This is a genomic window from Streptomyces sp. NPDC000229, assembly GCF_040300825.1.
Taxonomy (GTDB): Bacteria; Actinomycetota; Actinomycetes; order Streptomycetales; family Streptomycetaceae; genus Streptomyces.
The window spans coordinates 1-21,629 of record NZ_JBEPEL010000011.1; the positions used below are offsets into that span (position 1 = coordinate 1).

The window sequence follows — 21,629 nt, forward strand, 5'->3', positions numbered from 1 at the left end:
CTCCTCGCCGTCGGCGGGGTGCCCGAGCACTCTCGTCGCCGTTTCCGGCCGCCGATCGGCTGCGGGGGCGACCCTGCACGGCCCCTCCTCGCCGTGGTCAGAGAAACGCGCCCGCAGTCGGCGTACGACCGGGGTGTGGCCGTGCAGGGTCGCCCCCGCAGAGGTTGGCGGCGTCGGAAGGGCTTCCTACCGTCGAGACCCAAGGCCGCCGGCCTCGAGGAGGTGAGCCCGGAGGGGCCACACACCCACCCACCGGCGGTAGCCGCTGGGCCGGGCGCGGCACCCGCCCGGAGGGGCCGCACCCCCCACCCACCGGAAGGGACCGCGGGGCGGTCAGCCGTCCAGGGCGGTGAGCGTCGCGGTGGAGGGGGCGCGGGAGGACAGCGAACGGGAGACGGCTTCCGCGTCGCGGAGGACCCGGACCGCGTTCTGCCAGGTGAGCTTGGCCAGGTCCGCGTGGGACCAGCCGCGGCCGAGGAGCTCCGCGATCAGGTTCGGGTAGCCCGCCACGTCGTCCAGGCCGGACGGGGTGAACGCCGTGCCGTCGAAGTCGCCGCCGATGCCGATGTGGGCGATGCCCGCGACCTCCCGCATGTGGTCGAGGTGGTCCGCGACCGTGGCGACGGTGGCGACGGGCCGGGGGTTGGCCTCCTCGAAGGCCGCGTGGACGCGCATCGCCTCGGGGGTGGTGTCCAGGTGGTGGAAGCCGTGCGCCCGCATGTTCTCGTCGGCCTGGCGGGTCCACTCGACGGCCGCCGGGAGGACGAACTTGGGTACGAAGGTGGCCATGGCGACGCCCCCGTTGGCGGGCAGCGATGCCAGCACGTCGTCGGGGATGTTCCGGGGGTGGTCGCACACGGCCCGGGAGGAGGAGTGCGAGAAGATCACCGGGGCTTCGGACGTGGCGAGGGCGTCGCGCATCGTCGTGTCGGCCACGTGCGAGAGGTCCACCAGCATGCCGAGCCGGTTCATCTCCCGTACGACCTCGCGGCCGAAGGCCGACAGGCCGCCGACGCCCGGCTCGTCCGTGGCCGAGTCGGCCCAGGGGACGTTGTCGTTGTGCGTCAGGGTCATGTAGCGGACGCCGAGGGCGTACAGGGCGCGGAGGGTGGCCATCGAGTTGTTGATGGAGTGGCCGCCCTCGGCGCCCTTCAGCGACGCGATACGCCCCGAGGCCCGCGCCGCCTCCATGTCGTCCGCGGTCAGCGCGGGCGCCAGGTCGGCCGGGTGGCGGGCGAGCAGCCGGTCGACGCAGTCGATCTGCTCCAGCGTCGCGCTGACCGCGTCGTCGCCGGCCATGCCGGTGCGGACGTACACCGACCAGAACTGCGCGCCGACCCCGCCGGCCCGCAGCCGGGGGATGTCGGTGTGGAGTCGGCCCGTCTGGTCCGCCCCGACGTCGAGGCGGTCCAGGTCGTAGCCGGCGTTCTGGCGCAGCGCCCACGGCAGGTCGTTGTGGCCGTCGACCACGGGGTACGAGGCGAGCAGCTCGCGCGCCTCGTCCCGGAAACGGCCGGCCGTCACTTGGCGAAACCGAACGACGCCGAGCCCTCGACCTTCGCCCGCAGCCGCTTGCCCTTCTCCGTGGCCTGGTCGTTGAGCTCCTGCTGGAACTCGCTCATGCGGGACAGGAGGTCCGGGTCGGAGATGGCCAGGATGCGCGCGGCCAGCAGGCCCGCGTTGCGCGCCCCGCCCACGGAGACGGTGGCCACGGGGACGCCCGCGGGCATCTGCACGATGGAGAGCAGCGAGTCCATGCCGTCCAGGTACTTCAGCGGCACGGGCACACCGATGACCGGCAGCGGGGTGACCGAGGCGAGCATGCCCGGCAGGTGCGCGGCACCGCCGGCGCCCGCGATGACCGCCTTCAGGCCGCGGTCGGCGGCGCGCTCCCCGTACGCGATCATTTCGCGCGGCATCCGGTGCGCGGAGACGACGTCGACCTCGTAGGGGATCTCGAACTCGTCGAGGGCCGCGGCCGCGGCCTCCATGACCGGCCAGTCGGAGTCGGAGCCCATGACGATGCCGACGAGCGGGGTGTCCATCGGGTTACTCAACGATCGTTCCTCGCAGGTAGCCGGCGGCGTGACGGGCGCGGTCCAGCACGTCGTCGAGGTCGTCGCCGTAGGTGTTGACGTGCCCCACCTTGCGGCCGGGCTTCACGTCCTTGCCGTACATATGGATCTTCAGCTGGGAGTCACGGGCCATGCAGTGCAGGTAGGCCCGGTACATGTCGGGGTAGTCACCGCCCAGCACATTGCACATGACGGTCCACTTCGCGCGCGGGCGGGGGTCGCCGAGCGGCAGGTCGAGCACGGCCCGCACGTGGTTGGCGAACTGCGAGGTGACCGCGCCGTCCTGGGTCCAGTGGCCGGAGTTGTGGGGGCGCATCGCCAGCTCGTTGACGAGGATCCGGCCGTCGCGCGTCTCGAACAGCTCGACGGCGAGGTGGCCGACGACGTCCAGCTCCTTGGCGATGCGTAGCGCCAGCTCCTGGGCCTGGCCGGCCAGCTCGGGCGACAGGTCGGGGGCGGGCGCGATCACCGTGTCGCAGACACCGTCGACCTGCCGCGATTCGACGACGGGGTACGCCACGGCCTGGCCGTGCGGGGAGCGGACGATGTTGGCCGCCAGCTCGCGTACGAAGTCGACCTTCTCCTCCGCGAGGACCGGCACGCCCGCCAGGAACGGGTCGCGGGCCTCGTCCTCGGAGCGTACGAACCACACGCCCTTGCCGTCGTACCCGCCGCGCACCGTCTTGAGGATGATCGGGAACCCTCCGGTCTCGGCGGCGAACGCCGCCGCGTCGGCCGGGTCCGTCACGATGCGGTGCCTGGGGCACGGGGCGCCGATCTCGTCGAGCCTGGCCCGCATCACGCCCTTGTCCTGGGCGTGCACCAAGGCGTCGGGCCCCGGACGCACGGGGATGCCGTCCGCCTCCAGGGCCCTCAGGTGCTCGGTCGGTACGTGCTCGTGATCGAACGTGATCACGTCGCAGCCGCGTGCGAACTCACGCAGCGTGTCCAGGTCGCGGTAGTCGCCGATGACGACGTCGCTCACCACCTGGGCCGCGGAGTCCTGCGGGGAGTCGCTGAGGAGCTTGAACTTGATGCCGAGGGGGATGCCCGCCTCGTGGGTCATTCGGGCGAGCTGACCGCCGCCCACCATGCCTACTACCGGGAACGTCACCCTCTTAGGGTATCCGGCCCCGGCGGCCGGGCTTTCTCCGTCCCCGCGCGGGGTTCCCGGCGGGTGGTTAGCATGGCTTGGTTGACCCACTCGACCGGACGGGGCTGAAAGATCACCATGAGTGAACGAGGCGCACTGCGGGTGCGGCTGGACCAGCTCGTCCGCGAGATCGCCAAATTCGGTCTCGTCGGCGGTCTCGGGCTGCTGGTCAACATGGCGGTCTTCAACCTGGTGCGCCACACCACGGAGCTCCCGGTCGTCCGGGCCAGCCTGCTCGCCACGGTCGTCGCCATCGCGTTCAACTACGTGGGCTTCCGCTACTTCACGTACCGGGACCGCGACAAGAGCGGGCGTACGAAGGAGCTGACGCTGTTCCTGCTGTTCAGCCTCGTGGGGCTGGTCATCGAGAACGGTGTGCTGTACACCGCGACGTACGGCTTCGGCTGGGACAGCCCGCTGCAGAACAACTTCTTCAAGTTCTTCGGCATCGGGGTCGCCACCCTGTTCCGCTTCTGGTCCTACCGCACCTGGGTCTTCCGGACGCTGCCGGGCCGCGAGGCCGTACAGACCGCCGAATCGTTCCTGGAGCAGCGGCGGCACGAGTCCGAGCGAGCCGGTGAGCCGGTCGCCCCGCGCCGCTGACCCCGGGCAGCTGACGGAACGGTGCGCCTAGCGGACCGTCGGCGGTTCGTCGGCGGACTTGTCCTTGCGGCTGCGCACCTCGCGGCTGAGGAACAGCGCGAAGACCGGAGGCTGCTGCTGGAGCAGCTCCAGGCGCCCGCCGTCGGCCTCCGCCAGGTCCCGGGCGACCGCGAGGCCGATGCCGGTGGAGTTGCGGCCGCTGATGGTCCGCTCGAAGATCCGCGCCCCCAGGTCCGGCGGTACGCCCGGGCCCTCGTCGGTGACCTCGACGACGGCCTGGTTGCCGGTGACCCGGGTGCGCAGGGCGACCGTGCCGCCGCCGTGCATGAGTGAGTTCTCGATCAGCGCGGCCAGCACCTGGGCGACCGCCCCCGGGGTGCCGACGGCCCGCATGCCGACCTTGCCGGACCGGACGATCGCCCGCCCCACACTGCGGTAGGCCGGCCGCCACTCCTCGATCTGCTGCTTGACGACCTCGTCGAGGTCGAAGGCGATCGCCGAGCCGGTGCGCGGGTCGCGCGAGTTGGTGAGCAGCCGCTGGACGACGTCGGTGAGCCGCTCGACCTGGGTGAGTGCGATGTGCGCCTCCTCGTTGACGGTGGCCGGGTCGTCGGTTTCGGCGATCTCCTCCAGCCGCATGGACAGCGCGGTCAGCGGCGTACGCAGCTGGTGCGAGGCATCGGCGGCCAGCCGCCGTTCGGCGGTGAGCATCCGGGCGATCCGCTCGGCCGAGGCGTCGAGGACGTCGGCCACCCGGTCCAGCTCCGGCACGCCGTACCGCTTGTGGCGGGGCCTGGGGTCGCCCGAGCCGAGCCGTTCGGCGGTCTCGGCGAGGTCGGTGAGGGGCGAGGCGAGGCGGTTCGCCTGGCGTACGGCGAGGAGGACGGCGGCGATCACGGCGAGCAGTGCCACGGCGCCGATGATGAGCAGGGTGCGGCCGACCTCGCGGGTCACGGTGGAACGCGATTCCTCGACGGTGACCTGCTCGCCGCGCTTGCCGTCGGCGGTGCCCCGGATGACGCTGCCGCCGGGGCGGGCGCCGATCTCGATGGGCGGCCGGCCGGGGATCTCGATCAGGGCGTACCGCTTGGCGCCGCTCTGCTGGGCGAGGATGTCCGGGTTGACGGGCTCGCCGCCGACGAGCCGGGACTCGACGATGCTGACGAGCCGGACCGCCTCGGAGTCCACGCTCTCCTGGGCGCTGCTGCTGATGGTGCGCGTCTCGACGATGACGAGGGAGACCCCGAAGACGGCGATGACGACGAGGACCACGGCGAGCGTGGAGTTGATCAGTCGGCGGCGCACGGTGCCTCTTTCGGTGCCTGCTGTGGGGGCCTAGCTCTTTTCGAAGCGGAAGCCCACGCCGCGCACGGTGGCGATGTAGCGGGGGTTGGCGGCGTCGTCGCCGAGCTTCTTGCGCAGCCAGGAGATGTGCATGTCGAGCGTCTTGGTGGACGACCACCAGGTGGTGTCCCACACCTCGCGCATCAGCTGGTCGCGGGTGACGACGCGGCCGGCGTCGCGGACGAGGACCCGCAGCAGGTCGAACTCCTTGGCGGTGAGCTGGAGCTCCTCGTCGCCCATCCAGGCCCGGTGCGACTCGACGTCGATGCGCACGCCGTGGGTCGCGGGGGCCGGGGCGGGCTCGCTGGCGCCGCGCCGCAGCAGCGCCCGGACGCGGGCGAGCAGCTCGGCGAGGCGGAACGGCTTGGTGACGTAGTCGTCGGCGCCCGCGTCGAGCCCGACAACGGTGTCGACCTCGTCGGCGCGGGCCGTCAGCACCAGGATCGGCACCGTGAGCCCGTCGGAACGCAGCCGCCGGGCCACTTCGAGCCCGTCCATCCCGGGCAGCCCGAGATCCAGTACGACCAGGTCCACATGGCCCTGCAATCCGGCGTCGAGCGCGCTGGGCCCGTCCTCACGCACCTCGACCTCGTAACCCTCCCGCCGCAGGGCGCGGGCCAGCGGTTCCGAGATGGATGCGTCGTCCTCGGCGAGCAGTACACGGGTCATGGGGTGATGGTAGTCCGCACCGGACCAGCCCCGCCGGGGGATCGCACGATGATCGGCACGGCCTGCGAGTATGGGGGGCCATCCTGGGAAACACCTTGGAAACAGGGCGGCTGGTTCCGGCGACACCTGTGATCCATCTCTCAAGTCCTTCCATATGCCGCCCTGTCGTGGCGTATGGTGGTGAGACGCCTGATGCACTATCCGGGGACCTTTGGCCCACTACGCGCCAAAGGTCTCTTTCTGCGTGAAACCGGCCCGGCCGGTCTCGAGACAGTGAATGACCTGTGGGCCGGGCCCCGTGGCGCGATGTCGCCTCCGGGGCGTGGATCCCGGTGCGGCCTGTTCCCCGCCTCCGTACGCCGTACGGGGGCGGACCCCTGTGGGCGTGGGGGTGGGGCGGAGCCCGTGCCGGTGCCGGCCGCCCCCCACCGGGCGCGTGAACGCTCACAAAGCGCAGCGCGTCCCGAGCAAGCAAGGATCGACCATGGCGTCCAGCCTGACGAAGGACTCCGCGACCATCGGTCGCGGCGAGAGCGCCTTCTTCGGCCACCCCCGCGGCCTGGCCACTCTGTTCCTCACCGAGATGTGGGAGCGCTTCAGCTACTACGGCATGCGCGCCCTGCTCGTGTACTACCTGGTCTCGGGCGGCGCCGACGCCGCGACCGGCAGCCAGGGCGGCGGCCTCGCGATGACCGCGGCCACGGCCACGGCCATCTACTCCGTCTACGTGTCGATGGTCTACCTGATGGCCATGCCGGGCGGCTGGTTCGGCGACCGCGTCTGGGGCGCCCGCAAGACGGTGGCCATCGCCGGTGCCGTGATCATGCTGGGTCACCTGTGCCTGGCGCTGCCGGGCCAGGCGGTCTTCTTCCTCGGCCTGATCCTGGTCGCCGCCGGTTCCGGCTTGCTGAAGGCCAACATCTCCACGATGGTCGGCCACCTGTACGACGGTCCCGAGGACCCGCGCCGTGACGGTGGCTTCACGATCTTCTACATCGGCATCAACCTCGGTGCCTTCGTCGCCCCGCTCGTCATCGGCACGGTCGGCAAGGAGATCAACTGGCACCTCGGCTTCGGTCTCGCCGCGGTCGGCATGGGCCTGGGCCTGCTCCAGTTCCTGCTCGGTACGCGCCACCTGAGCCCGAAGAGCAGCGTCGTCCCGAACCCGCTGAGCCCCGAGGAGCGCCGCGCGGTGCTGCTCAAGGTCACGGGCGCCGTGCTGGCCGTCGCCGTGTTCTACGGTGCCGTCGTCGCCCTGGGCGCGTTCACGCTGAACTGGGCGCTCGTGCCGCTGACCCTCGCCGGTCTGGTCATCCCGGTCGCCGTCCTGGTGCGCATCAAGCGCGACAAGGAGCTGTCGGCGGGCGAGCAGTCGAAGATGAACGGCTACATCTGGTTCTTCGTCGCCGCCGCCGTCTTCTGGATGATCTACGACCAGGGTGGCTCGACGCTGTCCCTGTTCGCGGACGACAAGACCGCCGGCAGCGTCTTCGGGTTCGCCTTCTCGGCCACCTGGTACCAGTCGCTGAACCCGCTGTTCGTCATGGCGCTGGCCCCGGTCTTCGCCTGGCTGTGGCTGTGGCTGGCCCGTAAGAACCAGGAGCCCAACACCATCGTGAAGTTCGCGATGGGCCTGGTCCTCGTCGGTGCGTCCTTCTTCGTCTTCATCGTCCCGATGGCGATGGCGGGTGACGGCACCAAGGTCTCGCCGATGTGGCTGGTCTCGATCTACATGATCCAGACCATCGGTGAGCTGTGCCTCTCGCCGGTCGGCCTGTCGGTGACCACGAAGATGGCGCCGCAGAAGTACGCCTCGCAGATGATGGGTGTCTGGTTCCTCGCGGTCACCGCGGGCGACTGCACCACGGGCCTGCTGTCCCTGGCGGGCGTCGACCTCAACGGCACCGGAATCATCGCCATGGAGGCCTCCCTGGCGGTCGTCGCCGGTCTGGCGGTCTACATGTACCGCAAGAAGGTCCGGACGATGATGGGCAACGTGCGCTGACGCGTACGCCCCCGTAGGTCCCTGGGAAGGGCCGCCGCGCCGGATCCGTCCGGTGCGGCGGCCCTTCGCCGTTCGCCGTGCCGTCAGCGCTTCAGCAGCCGCCACGGCATGAACGTGAACACCGCGCCGCCCAGCAGGATCGCCGTACCGGCGACCAGGGCGAGGGCGCGCAGGGCGCCGGCGTCCTCGGCGCCCGTGTCGGCGAGGCCGCCACCGGACGCGGACGAGCCGCCGGTCGCGCTGCCGGTCGTGGACGTCCCGCCGGAGGCGCTCGCGCCACCCGAGGCGCCGCCCGGCTGGGCGGAGGTGTCGAGCTCCAGGGAGACCTGGACGTTCGCGGGCGGGGTGCAGGTCGTCGTCGTACCGAGCGCCTTGACGGTGAGGACGCCGGGGCTGAGCGTCGCCCTGCCGGTGGCGCCGGGCTTGTAGGTACCGGTGAGTTCGGGGATCTCGATCGGCTGGCCCGCCTTGATCGGCTCCTTGTTGGTGGGGCCCTCGACAGGGACGAAGCCCTTGTCCGCGCCGCCGAGCTTCACCTCCATGGACGGCTTGACGGAGTCCTTCGGGATGTCGGCGGGGCTGTCCATCACGGACGTGGAGAACTTCACGGTGAGGTCGAAGCTCCCGCCGTTCCGCTTGGCGTTGATCTTCACCGGCGAGGTCGCGTTCTTGTCGCCGATGGGCGTCTTGCAGGCGTACGCGACCGAGACCTCCTTGCCCTCGAAGTCGGTCCGACCGCCACCGCCGCCGCTCGTGCCGCCGGACGTCGTCGTCCCGCCGGACGTCGTCGTCCCACCCGAGCCGGTCGTCCCGCCGGACGTCGTCGTCCCGCCCGCGTCCGTGCCGCCCGTGGTCGTACCGCCGGCCGTGGTGCCGCCCGACGTCGTACCGCCCGTCGTGCCGCCGCCCGCCTCCGTGACCTTGATCGTCGCGGCGGGCCGCACCGTCTCCTTCGGCGTGCACGTGGTGTCCGTGGACAGCGGCTTGGAGACGTTGATGGTGTACGCACCCGGCGTCAGCGTGATCTCACCCGCCGTCGTCAGCTTCAGCTTGCCCTTCATGTCCGGCAGGACCATCGGGCTGTTCTTGGGGATCGGCGGGTTCTGCCGCGGGCCCTCCATCGTCAGGTCGGCGGTCTGCGCGCCCGCGACCTTCAGCCTGCCCGTCGGTTTGACGGTGTCCTTCTCCAGGTCCAGGACGTCGGGGTTCTTGGAAGCGGCCTCCACCGTCTTCCACACCACCTCCACCTCGTCGCCGACCTTCGCCTCCGCCGGCGCGGTGATCTGCACCTTGGTGGTGCCCTGCACCGGTGGCAGACCCGAGATGGGCGGTGGGACGCACTCCGTGCTGTACGACACCTCGGCCGCCTGCGCGGGTCCCGCGGCCAGCAGGATCCCCGCGCCGCCGAGCATCAGCGCGACGCCCGCCGCGCTCATCCTCCGTTGCGTGCTCACGAATGTCCCTTCGTCGTGGGTCGGTTCTCTGACGGTGCGGAGTCCGGGGTGAACCAGGGCAGGCTCACCGTGGGGTCGGGTGCGGATTCGGTGGGGGCGGCGGCACGGTGGCGCCTGACGCGGTGGAGGCGCTGCGGCCCGTGGGGGCGTACGCGGTCCACGACCGCCATTCCGGTGCGGAACAGCGCCGCCGGGACGACCACGGCGAGCAGCGCCCAGAAGAGCGTCACGCCCCAGGGCCGCCCCACCCGCCAGGGCTGCTCGGCCAGGACCTTGCCGCCGTACTTCACCGAGACCTGGTAGTCGCCGTGCGCGCCCGCCGCCAGCTGGACCGGCAGCTCCACCAGCGCCTTGCGGCCCGGCTGGACGGTGCCGCGCCACTGCCGCTCCTCCCACTGCGGGGCGTACACGCCGTGCGCGGTGCCCACCTGGAAGACGGGGTCCCTGACCGGTGCCGTGCCGAGGTTGCCGACGGTGAGGACGAGCCGGCGGCGGGCCGGGGCGCCGAACCAGACGAGGACGCCGCTCGATCCTTCGAGCCGGGTGGCCGCCAGCACGGCGAGCCTGCCGTCCCCGGCCGGTTCCGGCAGGGGCGCGACCGGGTGCCCGGTGATCTTCAGCGGGGCGTCGGTCACGGCCCGGTCGCCGGTGACGGTCGCCACGTGGACCACGCACGGGCAGGGCCTGGGCGGCGCGACGACGGGGAGCTTCCTGGTGAACGTGCCGCTCGCGTCGGTGGTGACGGCGCGCCCGTGGGCATTGGCGCACGAGTTGGTGCCCCTCGCCATGTTCTCGCCGCACACCAGGAGCATCAGCAGCGCCCTCGGGCGCCAGCCGGTGCCCTCCACCGTGATCTCGTTGCCCTTGGGCGCCTCGGTGCGGGAGAGCGTGACCCCGGGGCGGTTCTCGGCGGCGGCGCCCGGCGCGGGCAGGCCGACGAGCACGCACGCCACCAGCACGGCCCCCGCCACCCACCGGTACGCCCTCACGCTTCCGCTCCCCTCGCTCCGCGCCCCCGGCGCCGTACCCACGCCGCCGTGCCCGCCACCACCACCGCCAGGCCCGGAATGCCCGCCCACCCGGTGCCGAACGTCCTCGTCGCCTCCGCCCCGGCCCGCGCGCCGTCCCCGGCGGTGGCGTCCAGCCGGACGGTGACCCGGTCCAGGGCCGGGCGGTCCCGGCCCGGCCACGGTTCGGTGAGCTCCACCCGCCGGCCCGGCCGCACCTCCAGCCGCAGCGGACGCTCCGCACGGCGCAGCACCTCGCCGAACAGCCCCTCGGCGCGCACGGCAAGGCGCGGCGACAGGACGGTGTTGCCGCGGTTGACCAGCGCGTAGCGGATGGTGCCGTCCGTGATCCGGACGTCCTCGACGGTGAGCGCCGCCAGTCGCGGGCCGCCCACCCGCAGCCGTACCGGCACGGTCGTGTCGTCCCCCGCGAGCAGGGCGCCCGCGTGGTCGCCGGGCGGGGCGTCCGCCGGGACGGTGACCGAGAACGGCACGTCGGCGCGGGTGCGGGGCGGCACCGTGACCGGGTTCGCGGCGAAGGTGACCCACGGGGCGGTGGCGCGCAGCCGCAGGGTCAGCGGCCGCGTGCCCGGGTTGGTCAGCGACAGGGTGTCTTCGAGCACGGTGCCGGGCGGGCCCTCCAGGTAGATGTACGGCCGGCTCTCCGGAGGCCGGCTCTCCTGGGGCCGGCTCTCCGAGGGCCGGGCCTCCGGAGGCCCGGCCCCGGCCGTCGCGGGCGTGGAAGGAACCATCACGGCCACGAGGGCGGCTGCCACGACCCGGGCGCGCACGCGGTCACGCCCGGTGGGTCCGGTGGGTCCGGCGGGTCAGCCAGAGCACCCCGGCCGCGCCCGTGAGCAGGACCGTGCCGCCGAGGGTGCCGAGGGCAACCGCCGAGTCGAGCGGTCCGGTCCTGGGCAGTTGCCCGCCGCCCGAGGGTGTGGAACCGGACGAGGCCCCGGACGCCGTGACGTTCAGCTCCAGTGACGGCTCGGGATCGTTCTTGGGCGTGCATGTGGTGGTCGTACCGAGCGCCTTGATGGTCAGGACGCCCGCGGTGAAGGTGACCTTGCCGCTCTTGCGCGGGGTGTACGTACCCGTCAAGTCACTGATCTTGATGGGGGTGTTGGCCGGGATCGCCTCGGTGTTGGCGGGTCCGGAGACGGTGAGCGTCCCGCTGTCCGCGCCGCCGACCCTGATGACCGCGCTCGGGTTCATGGCGCCCTTGCCGAGCTCCACCGGGCTCGAGGAGACGCCCTTCCGGAACGTCATGGTCAGCTTGTGGCCGCCGCCGCTCTTGACGCTCGTGATGTCGATCGGCGACACGGCGGCCTTGGGCCCGATCGGCGTCCGGCACGCGTAGTCGACGTCCACGACCGTGGCGTGGGCGGCGGGGGCGGCCATCAGCACGATTGCGCCCGCCACGGCCGCCGTCAGCGCCGGAGTTGTCCGCTTCTGGTACGACACCTCGAGATCACCCCAATGCCTGACGGCTCATCAGATCGGCGCTCAAGGTACGCCCGTGGCCTTGGGGAGGGAAGACAAAGAGCACGGCGTATCGCCGTGCTCCACAACTGCTGCAAACGACCCGCGTGCGCTAAGCGGGTGCCGCCAGTTCCGCCCATACCGTCTTGCCGGGTGTGCCCGGGGACCGGGCGACCCCCCAGTCCAGGCAGAGGCGCTGGACGATGAACATGCCGTGCCCGCCGGGCCGCCCGGCCCGGTGCGGGGTACGCGGCGCGGGCTGGCCGGCGCCCCGGTCCTCGACCTCCAGCCGCAGCACCTTCGAATCGAGGGAGACGCGCAGTTCCTCGGGGCCCTCCGCGTGCAGGCACGCATTGGTGACGAGCTCGGAGACGACGAGCAGGACGTCCTCGGCGGCGGCCCGCCGATCGGCGGTGGCCGCCGGGAGCCAGCCCCAGTCGTACAGCGCCTGCCGTGTGAAGTCCCGTGCGAGCGGAACGATCCCGCTGGCACTGCCCAGCGAGAGCCGCCGCGTCCGGCGCCCCACGGGCGTCGCCCCGGGACTCGCCCCGGACGCCGCACCTGACATGTCGGACCTCACCTCCGGCGCGGTGGACGCGGTGGAGGAAACCGGGACCGAGGCACCGACACCGAGGCCGGAACCGTCCGGCTGGGGGCCGAGATCGCTCGGCGGATGCTGCTGGGTGGTGCCCATCAGCGCTTCACCTCACCGAATTCACCAAGTCGCCATTACGTCGTCACAGAGCAGCCACAGGGCCGTCACAGAGAGTGTGGAGCCCCTCCGTACAGTTGCCGCGGGGTTCTTCTGCCCGGCCGATCCAGGACAACACCCGCTTTGTCACTTCAGTCGGCGAGTGCCGCTTCCAGCGAGTCGTGGACGGTGAAAACCGCCTCCGCGCCAGTGATCTCGAACACCCTGGCCACCACGGGCTGCATCCCCGCGAGGTGCACCCCTCCGCCCGCGGCCTCCGCCTTCAGGCGGGCCCCGAGCAGCACATTGAGCCCGGTGGAGTCGCAGAACGCAAGCTGCGAGCAGTCGATCACCAGGCGTGTGCAGCCCTGTTCGAGCGCGGCGTCCAGCGGCTCGCGCAGCAGCTCGGCCGTGTGGTGATCCAGCTCACCCGCCGGTGTCACAACCTCGCTGCGGCCTTCCGTCCGGACCCCGACCTTGAGTCGGCCCTGATTCGCGCTGCCGACCGTCCCGCGGTCCATGCCGTCCCTCTTCGCCGATGCCGTTGAGTCGGTAGAACCCTACGCCTTCTGAACGGCGGCCGGTAGTCGAGACTTAACTACATACCGTACATATGGGACAATTGACACTTGCAACGATCCCCGTGAAGCGGGTAGGGCTAGTAGGGACACAACCAACACGGCCGGCTTTGGAGGCGCCGCACACCGCAGCCACACTCTTTGGGCATCGGCGGCCATATGCCGAGAACGATGGAGGAGACCATGTCACCCCGGCTCGACGAAACGCGTACCCCGAACGCGCCGTCGGCAACTCCGCCCCACCAGATCAACAGTCTCGGGCAGCTCGGCACCGAACCGCTCGGACTGCCCGACATCCCCCCGTACGACGAAGTCGGACCGCTCGACGCGAGGGCTCTCTCCAAGACGCTCTTCGCGCGCCTCGAAACGCTCGAGGAAGGGACGCACGAGTACGCGTACGTCCGCAACACGCTCGTCGAACTCAACCTCGCGCTGGTCAAGTTCGCCGCCTCCCGGTTCCGCTCCCGCAGCGAGCCGATGGAGGACATCATCCAGGTCGGCACCATCGGTCTCATCAAGGCCATCGACCGCTTCGAACTCAGTCGAGGGGTCGAGTTCCCCACCTTCGCGATGCCAACCATCGTCGGAGAGATCAAGCGCTTCTTCCGCGACACCTCCTGGTCCGTGCGCGTCCCGCGCCGGCTCCAGGAACTCCGCCTCGACCTGGCCAAGGCCGGGGACGAACTGGCCCAGCAGCTCGACCGCTCGCCCACCGTGGCCGAACTCGCCGAGAAGCTCGGGATCACCAAGGACGAGGTCGTCGAGGGCATGGCGGCGAGCAACGCCTACACCGCCAGCTCGCTCGACGCCCAGCCCGAGGAGGACGACTCCGAGGGCGCGCTTGCGGACCGCATCGGTTACGAGGACCACGGGCTCGAAGGCATCGAGTACATCGAGTCCCTCAAGCCGCTGATCGCCTCCCTCCCGGCGCGCGACCGGAAGATCCTCTCCCTGCGCTTCGTCGCCGGACTCACGCAGTCGGAGATCGGCGAGGAGCTCAACATCTCGCAGATGCATGTCTCCCGTCTGCTCTCCCGCACCCTGGGCAAACTTCGCAAGGGTCTCACCCTGGACGAATGACCGGCCGTGCACCGCCCGGAGGAAGGGCCCGTCCCGTCAAGGGACGGGCCCTTCCTCCGTCCCTTCCTCCGTCCCTTCCGCCCCCTTGGAGGGCTTCTTGACGGAGTCGTCCCCATGGGGCGACATTGGCCCGGGGCCAGGGGGGGCACCCATGCAGTGACGTGAGGGGAACGGGCGACCAGACGTGATCAAAGGGACAGCGCGGCCGTGACGGCGGCCTCGGCGTGCAGGCGGGTGGTGGGGAACACCGGCACCGGGCTGTGCTCCTGCCCGATCAGCAGCTCGATCTCGGTGCAGCCGAGGACGACGCCCTCCGCGCCGTCGGCCACGAGCTGGTCGATGGCCCGCTGGTAAGCGGCGCGAGAGCTGTCCTCGACGACGCCGAGGCACAGCTCCTCGTAGATGATCCGGTTCACCTCCGCGCGCACCTGGGCCTCGGGGACCAGCACGGTGAGCCCGTGCCCGGCGAGCCGGGCACGGTAGAAGTCCTGCTCCATGGTGAAGGCGGTCCCGAGCAGCCCCACGGTCTTCAGCCCCGCCGCACGTACGGCATCGGCGGTGACGTCCCCCAGGTGCAGGAGCGGCACGGGCACCGCGTCCTGCACCTGGCCGGCGACCCTGTGCATGGTGTTCGTGCAGATCAGCAGCAGGTCCGCCCCGGCCGCCGCCAGCCCCCGGGCGGCCTCGGCGAGCACCTCCCCGGCCTGCTCCCACTCACCGGAGACCTGGAGCCGCTCGATCTCCGCGAAGTCGACGGAGTGGAGGATGCACCGCGCGGAGTGCAGCCCGCCGAGGCGCTCGCGTACGAGCTCGTTGAGGAGCCGGTAGTACTCCGCGCTGGATTCCCAGCTCATGCCGCCGATCAGTCCGATGGTCTTCATCGGGCCAAGATTGCCATGATCGTCCGGAGCCGCCCCCGCCCGGCCTGCTACTCCAGCTACTCCAGCTACTCCAGGGCGATCAGGTCGGCGTAGTCGGCGCTCCACAGGTCCTCGTCGCCGTCCGGGAGGAGCAGGACCCGCTCGGGGCGCAGCGCTTCGACGGCCCCGGCGTCATGGGTGACCATCACGATGGCGCCCGGGTAGCCGGACACCGCCGCGAGGACCTCGGCGCGGGAGGCGGGGTCCAGGTTGTTCGTCGGTTCGTCCAGGAGCAGGACGTTGGCGCCGGAGTGGACCAGGCAGGCGAGGGCGAGGCGGGTCTTCTCGCCGCCCGACAGGACACCCGCCGGTTTGCCGGCGTCGTCGCCGCCGAACAGGAACGCGCCGAGGACCCGGCGTACCTCACCGTCCGTCAGGTGCGGGGCTGCGGCCGACAGGTTCTCGCGGACCGTGCGGGCCAGGTCGAGGGTGTCGTGCTCCTGGTCGAAGTAGCCGAGCCGCAGCCCGTGCCCGTGCACGACCCGGCCGGTGTCGGGCTCCTCCCGGCCGGCGAGGATCTTCATGAGCGTGGACTTGCCCGCGCCGTTGTGGCCGAGGATCACCAGACGGCTGCCCCGGTCGACGGCCAGGTCGACGCCGGTGAGGACCTGGTGGGCGCCGTACGCCTTGGTCAGGGACACCGCGCCGAGCGGCATCCGGCCGCAGGGCGCCGGTTCGGGCAGCCGGATGCGGGCCACCTTGTCGGTGCGGCGGGCGGGCTCCAGGCCGGCCAGCATCCGGTCGGCGCGGCGCGCCATGTTCTTGGCCGCCGTGGCGGTGGCGACGTGCGCGCGCATCCGGTCGGCCTGGGTGCGCAGCGCGGCCGCCTTGCGCTCGGCGTTGGCCCGCTCGCGGGCGCGGCGGCGGTCGTCGGCGGCGCGCTGCGCGAGGTAGGCGTGCCAGCCGGTGTTGTGCACGTCGAGGGCGGCGCGGTGCGGGTCGAGGTGGAAGACCCGGTTGACGGTGGCGGCGAGGAGGTCGGTGTCGTGGCTGATGAGGACGAGGCCGCCCGGGTAACCGGCCAGGAAGCCGCGCAGCCAGTCGACGGAGTCGGCGTCGAGGTGGTTCGTCGGCTCGTCGAGCAGCAGCGTGTCGTGGCGGGAGAACAGGATGCGGGCCAGCTCCACCCGGCGCCGCTGCCCGCCGGACAGCTCGCCGACCGGCTGGTCCAGCACCCGCCCGGGCAGCCCGAGCCCGGCGGCGACCCTCGCGGCCTCGGCCTCGGCGGCATATCCGCCCCGGGCGTGGAACTCGGCCTCGGCGCGGGCGTAGGCGGCCATGGCGCGGTCCAGGTGCCTTTCGGGGGCCTCCGCCAGGGCGGCCTCGGCGGCGCGCAGTTCCCGTACCGCCCGGTCCAGCCCGCGCGCGGACAGGATCCGGTCGGTGACCGTGGTGGCGGGGTCGGCGGCGCGCGGGTCCTGCGCGAGGTGGCCGACCGTGCCGGTGACGACGACGTCACCGGCGGCGGGGCGCTCGTACCCCGCGAGGATCTTCATCAGGGTGGACTTGCCCGCGCCGTTGCGGCCGACCAGGCCGATACGGTCGCCGGGCGCGATGTGGAAGGAGATGCCGGCCAGCAGCAGCCGGGCGCCGACGCGCACGTCGGCACCACGAACGGTAAGCATGGTTTAACGCTCCGGATAAGCAGAAGGACACACGGGTGGCGTGAGGCGTGTGTCCTGAGCTAGGAGATCCGGGGCGTAGACATGCCCACCAGGATAGGAACGGCCACCGCCGGCCGCACCTCATTTCCCCGTGCGCACCTGCCGCGCGAGTTCGGCCAGGTGCGTGAGGGCGGCGTCGGTGGAGGGGTCCGGCATGGCGACGATGACGTGGTCGATGCCCTGTTCCGCCAGTTCGCCGCAGCGCTGGACGCTTTCGGTGACCGACTGCCCGTCGGGCACCCGCATATGGAGCGTCTTCTCGATCGCCTCGTAGGGCCGCCCCTCCGCCTCGCAGTGCGCGCGCAGCACGCTCAGCTTGTGGCGTACGTCGGCACCGAAGAAGAGGTTGCACGCGTCGCCGTAGCGGGCGACCAGCCGCAGCGTCTTCTTCTCGCCGCTGCCGCCGATGAGGATGGGCGGGTGGGGCCGGGAGAGGGACTGGGGGGAGTTGAGGGTACGGGCCAGGCGGTAGTGCTTGCCCTCGTAGGGAGTGTCCTCGGCGCTCCACATCCGCTTGGCGATCCGCAGCGTCTCCTCCAGCCGCTCGAACCGCTCGGCGACCGGCGGCAGCCGGAACCCGAGCCCCCGGTGCTCCTCCTCGTGGAACCCGGCCCCGATCCCCAGCACGGCCCGCCCGCCTGACAGCACGTCCAGGGTGGTCACCTGCTTGAGCAACAGGCCGGGCTGACGGTACGTCACCCCTGTCACGAGCGTGCCGAGGGTGACGCGGCGGGTGAGGGCGGCGGCGTACGACAGGGCGCTGTAGGCCTCCAGCATGGGGTCCTCGGCGGCGCCGAAGTTCGGTATCTGGAAGAAGTGGTCCATCACCCAGAAGCTGTCGAGCCCGGCCTCGTCCGCGCCGCGCGCGACGTCCGCGAACCGCGCCGCGATGGCGGCGTCGCCGCCGGGCCAGACGAACCGTGGGCAGGTGAGACCGAGCTTCATGAACACCCTCCTGGGCAAACAGAAAAGCCTGCCGGGACCGGCAGGCTGTGCTTCACGTGTGGGGGATCAGCGGGAGCTTACGACGAGCGCTCCGGCGGCGTCGAGGCCGACGCGCACGCCGAAGCCACGGCTGACGCGGTCCAGCGTGCCGCGCAGCCACTCGCGGTCCTCGGGCGGGGCGTGGCGCAGCCGCATACGGCGGGACCGCATCGGCACGATCCGTACGGCGGGCGGGCGGCCCGAACCCGGCTCCACGGTGACGAGGTACAGCGGCCGGAGGTCGTCCCGGTACTGCTCGAAGCCGGTGATGCCCTCGTAGTCGTCGATGAGGTCGCCGCAGCCGTAGAGGACGAGCCCGTCCCGGTACAGCTCCAGGGGGCGGGGGTGGTGCGAGGAGTGCCCGTGGACGACGTCGACGCCGCCGTCGATCAGCGCGTGCGCGAACCGGACCTGGTCCCGGCCGACGGCGTACCCCCAGTTGGAGCCCCAGTGGACGCTGGCGACCACCACGTCGCCGGGCCGCGTGACCTCCCGTACCCGGCCGGTGATCGCGGCCGCCGCCTCGTACGTCGGACCCGGTACCACGTCGACCCCGGGCCGGTCGTCGGTGGCGGCCCAGTCGGGCGGGATGCCGCTGGACTCCATCCCGAAGGCGACGACGACGACCCTTCCGTCGCCGGACGGCTCGACGACGGCCGGCCGCCGGGCCTCGTCCGCGTTGCGCCCGGCACCGGCGGCCCGCAGGCCCGCCCCGGCGAGGGCGTCGAGCGTCTCCTCCAGCCCCCGGCGGCCGAAGTCCAGCACGTGGTTGTTGGCCAGCACGCAGACATCGGGCCGGGCGGCGGCCAGGCAGGGCAGGTTCTCGGGGTGCATCCGGTAGTGCACTTCCTTCCCGGCCGCGAACACCCCGTCGCCCGTGACGCTCGTCTCCAGGTTCACCACCCGCACGTCCGGCGCCGCCTCGTCGAGCACCGGCAGGGCGTCCCCCCAGGGCCAGGCGGGCTCGACGGGCCGCGGTATCGGCCCGTTCAACGCCTCGGCCAGCTCGACATACGCACGGGCATCGCGGATGTACGCCTCCTGGAGGGCGGGGTTCCCGGGCCGGGGCAGGATCTGGTCCACCCCGCGGCCGAGCATCACGTCGCCGCAGAGGAACAGCGTCACCGCGCTCGCGGTCATGCCTCCAGGTTAGTTCGAGAGTGGCGTGATTGCTGATTGCACCCGCGACGCGCGGGTTGATAGTCATGTCGTACACATGATCCATTCGACAGGTGTGTGTCGTCACCTGCCGAAGGAGCCCGGGGGGACGAAGAGTTGAGCAACGACGCACCGGTCGATCCGGCGGAAGTCCCGGTCTTCACCGGCAATGAGGCCGTACTGGAGCAGAAGGTGACGGCCCTGTCCGGCGCCGGGGTGAAGATCTCCACCGCCGCAGGGGACGTCCATACGTCCTTCGGTGGACTGCGGGCCTTCTACAAGGCCCCCGAGGCGGAGCAGTTGTTCGCCACCACGCAGCCGGTTCAGGACAAGGCACTTGAGGTCGGCTCGGACCTCTGTGTGATCGCGGGTGCGCTGGGGACGTACGCCGACGACATCCGTCCGCTGGTGAAGAGACTGGACGATCTGCGGCAGGCCGCGGCCGACTTCCGCGACAAGATCGCCGACGACGAGAAGTGGCGCGAGGACGGCGACCTGACGGACGAGAACCTCGACCGCCGGAACGAGATCGCCGAGGTCTGGACCCAGTTCCAGGCCGCCGAAAGGGCCTGCCATGACAAGATCGTCGCCCTTGTCAACGGCACGCCGCTCAAGGTTGACGACGGGTCCCACCAGCCGGGCATGTACGGCTACGACGCCGAGACGCTCAAGCAGGTCGAAAGCCTGCCATGGGGTGACGCGGTCGCCGAGTCGACGCCGGGGTGGCAGGTCTGGGAGCACGCCGGTGACTTCTTCGAGGGCTTCTTCGTCGACGGCGTGTGGGGCACGGTCACGAGCTTGGGCACCCTCGTCGGCGTCCACGGCTGGGACGAGGCCGGGCAGGCGTGGAAGGGCCTGGGGATGGTCGCCACAGGAGTGGCCATCAGCTCGGTTCCGGTCGTGGGCGGGTGGTACGGCTCGGCGCGTGACGACCAGCTCCCGGCGTGGCTGCGGGAGTCGCGTACCGCGATGAAGGAGGCGGGCAAGGCGTTCGTCGCCTGGGACCAGTGGGAGGAGAACCCCGCCCGGGCGGGCGGCACCGTGACCTTCAACGTGCTCACCACCATCTTCACCGGCGGCGTCGGTGGCGCGGTGTCGGGCGCGGGCAAGGCGGGTGCCGCGGCCAAGGCCCTGTCCTTCGTGGGCAAGGCCGGCCGGGCGTTCGACCCGACGACGTACCTCTTCAAGGGTGGCACCGCGAGCCTGTCCAAGATCGGTGACGTCATGACCGGCCTGCGCGGTATGGGCCACGTCGACGTCAACCTCCCGCCCGGCACGGTCGAGCTCCCCTCCGGGGCCTCCCTCCTTCCCGACGGAACGTTGCGCCTCCCTGACGGGGCGGAGGTCCCCCCGGGTGTCGTGGAGGTCCCCCCGGGCACGGTCCGCCTCCCGGACGGCACCGCGATCCCCCCGGGATCCATCGACTTCGGCGACGGCATGGTCCGCCTCCCCGCCGGCACCCCGGCCCCGCCCGGCTCGGTACCGGTGCCCGAGGGCACCCTCAAGGTCACCGACGGCACCATCGCGCTCCCCGAAGGCACGGCCAGACTCACCGCCCCGAACGGCAACACGGTCTACGTCGACCCCAAGGGCAACCTGTACGACGCCGACGGCAACCTCCTCCAGCACGCCGAGATGGCCAAGAAGGAGAACCCTTCCGCCACCCCGGGAGCGGCCACCTCTCCTGCGGACACCTCCCGCGTCGACACCCCGGCCAAACAGCCGGCCCTGGTCGGCGCGGGCGCCACGGCCTCGGACGACGTCCTGCGGGTGGGCGACAGCCTGGACACCGGCCTGGGCGACACGGGCCGCCTCGGCGACGACCTCCGGGCCTCCGGCCCGGGTTCGGCGGACCGCGCCCCGGGTGGCAACGCGGGCGTCAACCTGCCCACCAGCCAAGCAGCGAACAACCTCCCGGATGGCAGCGCAAACGCCCCCGGCCGTGACCCCTCCGACAGTTACGAGCCGACGGGCGGTGCTGCGGGCGCTCACGGCCACGGGCCCGAAGAGCCCTCCGCGAGTGGCGGCGGTGAAGGCCCGGTCGGCCTTGAGCGAAGTGGCCCCGGTGCGGGCAACGGCCCTGGTGGTGACGACCCGGCAGCACTGCGGGGACCTGACGATCACGGTGAGCTCGGCAATGAGAACTGGGGCACGCACAACGGTGAGCCGGTCAATTACGCTGAGGCACCCGACCCCAAGGCGGCGAAAGTATACGCACGGATCCGGGAGAGCACGGAAGACGTTGCCAAGATTTCCGAGAACATGGGCATTTCACCAGAAGTGGTGACCCGGGCGAAGGAGAACCTTTTCCTCCAGCGGCACGATGTTCAAACTGGACCCGGGCAAGTCCAGCGTGATGTCTACTTCACTGCCTACGACGAGATCGCGGACCTCTGGACGCGTGCAGAAAGGGGCACCATTAAGGCCGGTTCCATCGATGAGGGCATCTTCCGCGGGCTTGTCATCCATGAATACGTCGAGCACCACCTGCTCGAAGCCGGTCTCCCTTACCGGTCGGACCATCCGGATGCCTGGTCGGGCGGGCCTTCGACCATTCCGCGTGACCTTCTCGGAGCACACGATATTGCGCCCATATCCTTCCGTGGAGCCCCGGTCACGGTCGATGGCACCCTCAAGTTCTGGCCTGCATGGGGCCTGGAACCACCCAAGGTTAAGATCGCAGACGATCTGTCGAATCTCGATGAAGTGGTCAGAGCAGCAAGGAGGGGACTCGGGCTGTGAACGCAGTATCAACGTCT

At 71.4% G+C, this 21,629-nt stretch carries 19 protein-coding genes; 4 read left to right on the forward strand and 15 right to left on the reverse strand.

Annotated elements, in window-relative coordinates:
* Window positions 1-333 precede the first annotated feature (333 nt).
* From ABT360_RS08740 to ABT360_RS08750, 3 genes are read right to left on the reverse strand one after another with little or no spacing between them, the layout of a single operon-like run.
* Window positions 334-1,524: a dipeptidase gene (locus ABT360_RS08740; RefSeq protein WP_351812865.1), complete on the reverse strand. Its 1,191-nt coding sequence runs from the start codon at window positions 1,522-1,524 to the stop codon at window positions 334-336.
* A complete protein-coding gene (gene purE / locus ABT360_RS08745; RefSeq protein WP_351813116.1) occupies window positions 1,521-2,045 on the reverse strand; it encodes a 5-(carboxyamino)imidazole ribonucleotide mutase in 525 nt (174 codons plus the stop codon). The genes ABT360_RS08740 and purE overlap by 4 nt, the downstream gene beginning before the upstream one ends.
* 4 nt (window positions 2,046-2,049) lie before the next feature.
* The gene (locus ABT360_RS08750) at window positions 2,050-3,189 is read right to left on the reverse strand and encodes a 5-(carboxyamino)imidazole ribonucleotide synthase (protein ID WP_351812868.1); all 1,140 of its coding nucleotides are present in this window, start codon (window positions 3,187-3,189) and stop codon (window positions 2,050-2,052) included.
* A gap of 117 nt (window positions 3,190-3,306) precedes the next feature.
* On the opposite strand from ABT360_RS08750, the gene ABT360_RS08755 reads away from it, so the two are divergent.
* Complete coding sequence (locus ABT360_RS08755) at window positions 3,307-3,831, forward strand: GtrA family protein (RefSeq protein WP_351812871.1); 525 nt, start codon at window positions 3,307-3,309, stop codon at window positions 3,829-3,831.
* 27 nt (window positions 3,832-3,858) lie between these two features.
* On the opposite strand, the gene ABT360_RS08760 is transcribed toward ABT360_RS08755, so the two are convergent.
* Together ABT360_RS08760 and ABT360_RS08765 are read right to left on the reverse strand one after the other, a co-directional pair.
* Window positions 3,859-5,136: an ATP-binding protein gene (locus ABT360_RS08760; RefSeq protein ID WP_351812874.1), complete on the reverse strand. Its 1,278-nt coding sequence runs from the start codon at window positions 5,134-5,136 to the stop codon at window positions 3,859-3,861.
* A 30-nt stretch (window positions 5,137-5,166) separates the two neighbouring features.
* Complete coding sequence (locus ABT360_RS08765; RefSeq protein WP_351812876.1) at window positions 5,167-5,844, reverse strand: response regulator transcription factor; 678 nt, start codon at window positions 5,842-5,844, stop codon at window positions 5,167-5,169.
* 484 nt (window positions 5,845-6,328) lie between these two features.
* Here ABT360_RS08765 and ABT360_RS08770 point away from each other — a divergent pair, with 484 nt between their 5' ends.
* The gene (locus ABT360_RS08770) at window positions 6,329-7,849 is read left to right on the forward strand and encodes a peptide MFS transporter (RefSeq protein WP_351812879.1); all 1,521 of its coding nucleotides are present in this window, start codon (window positions 6,329-6,331) and stop codon (window positions 7,847-7,849) included.
* A gap of 83 nt (window positions 7,850-7,932) precedes the next feature.
* Here the strand turns inward: ABT360_RS08770 and ABT360_RS08775 are convergent, their stop codons facing one another.
* From ABT360_RS08775 to ABT360_RS08800, 6 genes are all read right to left on the reverse strand, one after another.
* On the reverse strand, window positions 7,933-9,285 hold the full coding sequence (locus ABT360_RS08775; RefSeq protein WP_351813119.1) for a hypothetical protein: 1,353 nt from the start codon (window positions 9,283-9,285) through the stop codon (window positions 7,933-7,935).
* Window positions 9,286-9,299: 14 nt separating this feature from the next.
* On the reverse strand, window positions 9,300-10,292 hold the full coding sequence (locus tag ABT360_RS08780) for a neocarzinostatin apoprotein domain-containing protein (protein ID WP_444852197.1): 993 nt from the start codon (window positions 10,290-10,292) through the stop codon (window positions 9,300-9,302).
* Window positions 10,289-11,101 (reverse strand): hypothetical protein, encoded by an 813-nt coding sequence (locus ABT360_RS08785; protein WP_351812882.1) that lies wholly within the window; start codon window positions 11,099-11,101, stop codon window positions 10,289-10,291. The genes ABT360_RS08780 and ABT360_RS08785 overlap by 4 nt, the downstream gene beginning before the upstream one ends.
* A 4-nt stretch (window positions 11,102-11,105) precedes the next feature.
* A complete protein-coding gene (locus ABT360_RS08790) occupies window positions 11,106-11,777 on the reverse strand; it encodes a peptidase (protein WP_351812885.1) in 672 nt (223 codons plus the stop codon).
* A gap of 130 nt (window positions 11,778-11,907) precedes the next feature.
* On the reverse strand, window positions 11,908-12,489 hold the full coding sequence (locus ABT360_RS08795) for an ATP-binding protein (protein WP_351812887.1): 582 nt from the start codon (window positions 12,487-12,489) through the stop codon (window positions 11,908-11,910).
* Window positions 12,490-12,638: 149 nt separating this feature from the next.
* Window positions 12,639-13,007, reverse strand: a complete 369-nt coding sequence (locus ABT360_RS08800; RefSeq protein ID WP_351812890.1) for an STAS domain-containing protein — start codon at window positions 13,005-13,007, stop codon at window positions 12,639-12,641.
* 240 nt (window positions 13,008-13,247) lie between these two features.
* Here ABT360_RS08800 and ABT360_RS08805 point away from each other — a divergent pair, with 240 nt between their 5' ends.
* Complete coding sequence (locus tag ABT360_RS08805; protein WP_351813125.1) at window positions 13,248-14,144, forward strand: RNA polymerase sigma factor SigF; 897 nt, start codon at window positions 13,248-13,250, stop codon at window positions 14,142-14,144.
* Window positions 14,145-14,332: 188 nt separating this feature from the next.
* Here ABT360_RS08805 and ABT360_RS08810 read toward each other — a convergent pair whose 3' ends face one another.
* From ABT360_RS08810 to ABT360_RS08825, 4 genes are all read right to left on the reverse strand, one after another.
* The gene (locus ABT360_RS08810; RefSeq protein ID WP_351812893.1) at window positions 14,333-15,025 is read right to left on the reverse strand and encodes an aspartate/glutamate racemase family protein; all 693 of its coding nucleotides are present in this window, start codon (window positions 15,023-15,025) and stop codon (window positions 14,333-14,335) included.
* Window positions 15,026-15,090: 65 nt separating this feature from the next.
* A complete protein-coding gene (locus ABT360_RS08815; RefSeq protein ID WP_351812896.1) occupies window positions 15,091-16,689 on the reverse strand; it encodes an ABC-F family ATP-binding cassette domain-containing protein in 1,599 nt (532 codons plus the stop codon).
* A gap of 120 nt (window positions 16,690-16,809) precedes the next feature.
* Window positions 16,810-17,673 carry an LLM class F420-dependent oxidoreductase gene (locus ABT360_RS08820; RefSeq protein WP_351812899.1) on the reverse strand — a complete coding sequence of 288 codons (864 nt, stop codon included), beginning with the start codon at window positions 17,671-17,673 and terminating at the stop codon, window positions 16,810-16,812.
* 66 nt (window positions 17,674-17,739) lie between these two features.
* Window positions 17,740-18,852 (reverse strand): CapA family protein, encoded by a 1,113-nt coding sequence (locus ABT360_RS08825; protein ID WP_351812902.1) that lies wholly within the window; start codon window positions 18,850-18,852, stop codon window positions 17,740-17,742.
* A 135-nt stretch (window positions 18,853-18,987) separates the two neighbouring features.
* On the opposite strand from ABT360_RS08825, the gene ABT360_RS08830 reads away from it, so the two are divergent.
* Window positions 18,988-21,612, forward strand: a complete 2,625-nt coding sequence (locus tag ABT360_RS08830) for a hypothetical protein (RefSeq protein WP_351812905.1) — start codon at window positions 18,988-18,990, stop codon at window positions 21,610-21,612.
* The last annotated feature ends 17 nt before the right edge of the window (window positions 21,613-21,629 follow it).

What these genes read in the sequence shown, in the direction of transcription:
- ABT360_RS08800 (WP_351812890.1), bottom strand. Translation starts at nt 13,007, where the DNA reads ATGGACCGCGGGACGGTCGGCAGCGCGAATCAGGGCCGACTCAAGGTC.
- ABT360_RS08825 (WP_351812902.1), bottom strand. Translation starts at nt 18,852, where the DNA reads ATGACCGCGAGCGCGGTGACGCTGTTCCTCTGCGGCGACGTGATGCTC.
- ABT360_RS08765 (WP_351812876.1), bottom strand. Translation starts at nt 5,844, where the DNA reads ATGACCCGTGTACTGCTCGCCGAGGACGACGCATCCATCTCGGAACCG.
- purE (WP_351813116.1), bottom strand. Translation starts at nt 2,045, where the DNA reads ATGGACACCCCGCTCGTCGGCATCGTCATGGGCTCCGACTCCGACTGG.
- ABT360_RS08805 (WP_351813125.1), top strand. Translation starts at nt 13,248, where the DNA reads ATGTCACCCCGGCTCGACGAAACGCGTACCCCGAACGCGCCGTCGGCA.
- ABT360_RS08770 (WP_351812879.1), top strand. Translation starts at nt 6,329, where the DNA reads ATGGCGTCCAGCCTGACGAAGGACTCCGCGACCATCGGTCGCGGCGAG.
- ABT360_RS08815 (WP_351812896.1), bottom strand. Translation starts at nt 16,689, where the DNA reads ATGCTTACCGTTCGTGGTGCCGACGTGCGCGTCGGCGCCCGGCTGCTG.
- ABT360_RS08820 (WP_351812899.1), bottom strand. Translation starts at nt 17,673, where the DNA reads ATGAAGCTCGGTCTCACCTGCCCACGGTTCGTCTGGCCCGGCGGCGAC.
- ABT360_RS08795 (WP_351812887.1), bottom strand. Translation starts at nt 12,489, where the DNA reads ATGGGCACCACCCAGCAGCATCCGCCGAGCGATCTCGGCCCCCAGCCG.
- ABT360_RS08775 (WP_351813119.1), bottom strand. Translation starts at nt 9,285, where the DNA reads ATGAGCGCGGCGGGCGTCGCGCTGATGCTCGGCGGCGCGGGGATCCTG.
- ABT360_RS08810 (WP_351812893.1), bottom strand. Translation starts at nt 15,025, where the DNA reads ATGAAGACCATCGGACTGATCGGCGGCATGAGCTGGGAATCCAGCGCG.
- ABT360_RS08755 (WP_351812871.1), top strand. Translation starts at nt 3,307, where the DNA reads ATGAGTGAACGAGGCGCACTGCGGGTGCGGCTGGACCAGCTCGTCCGC.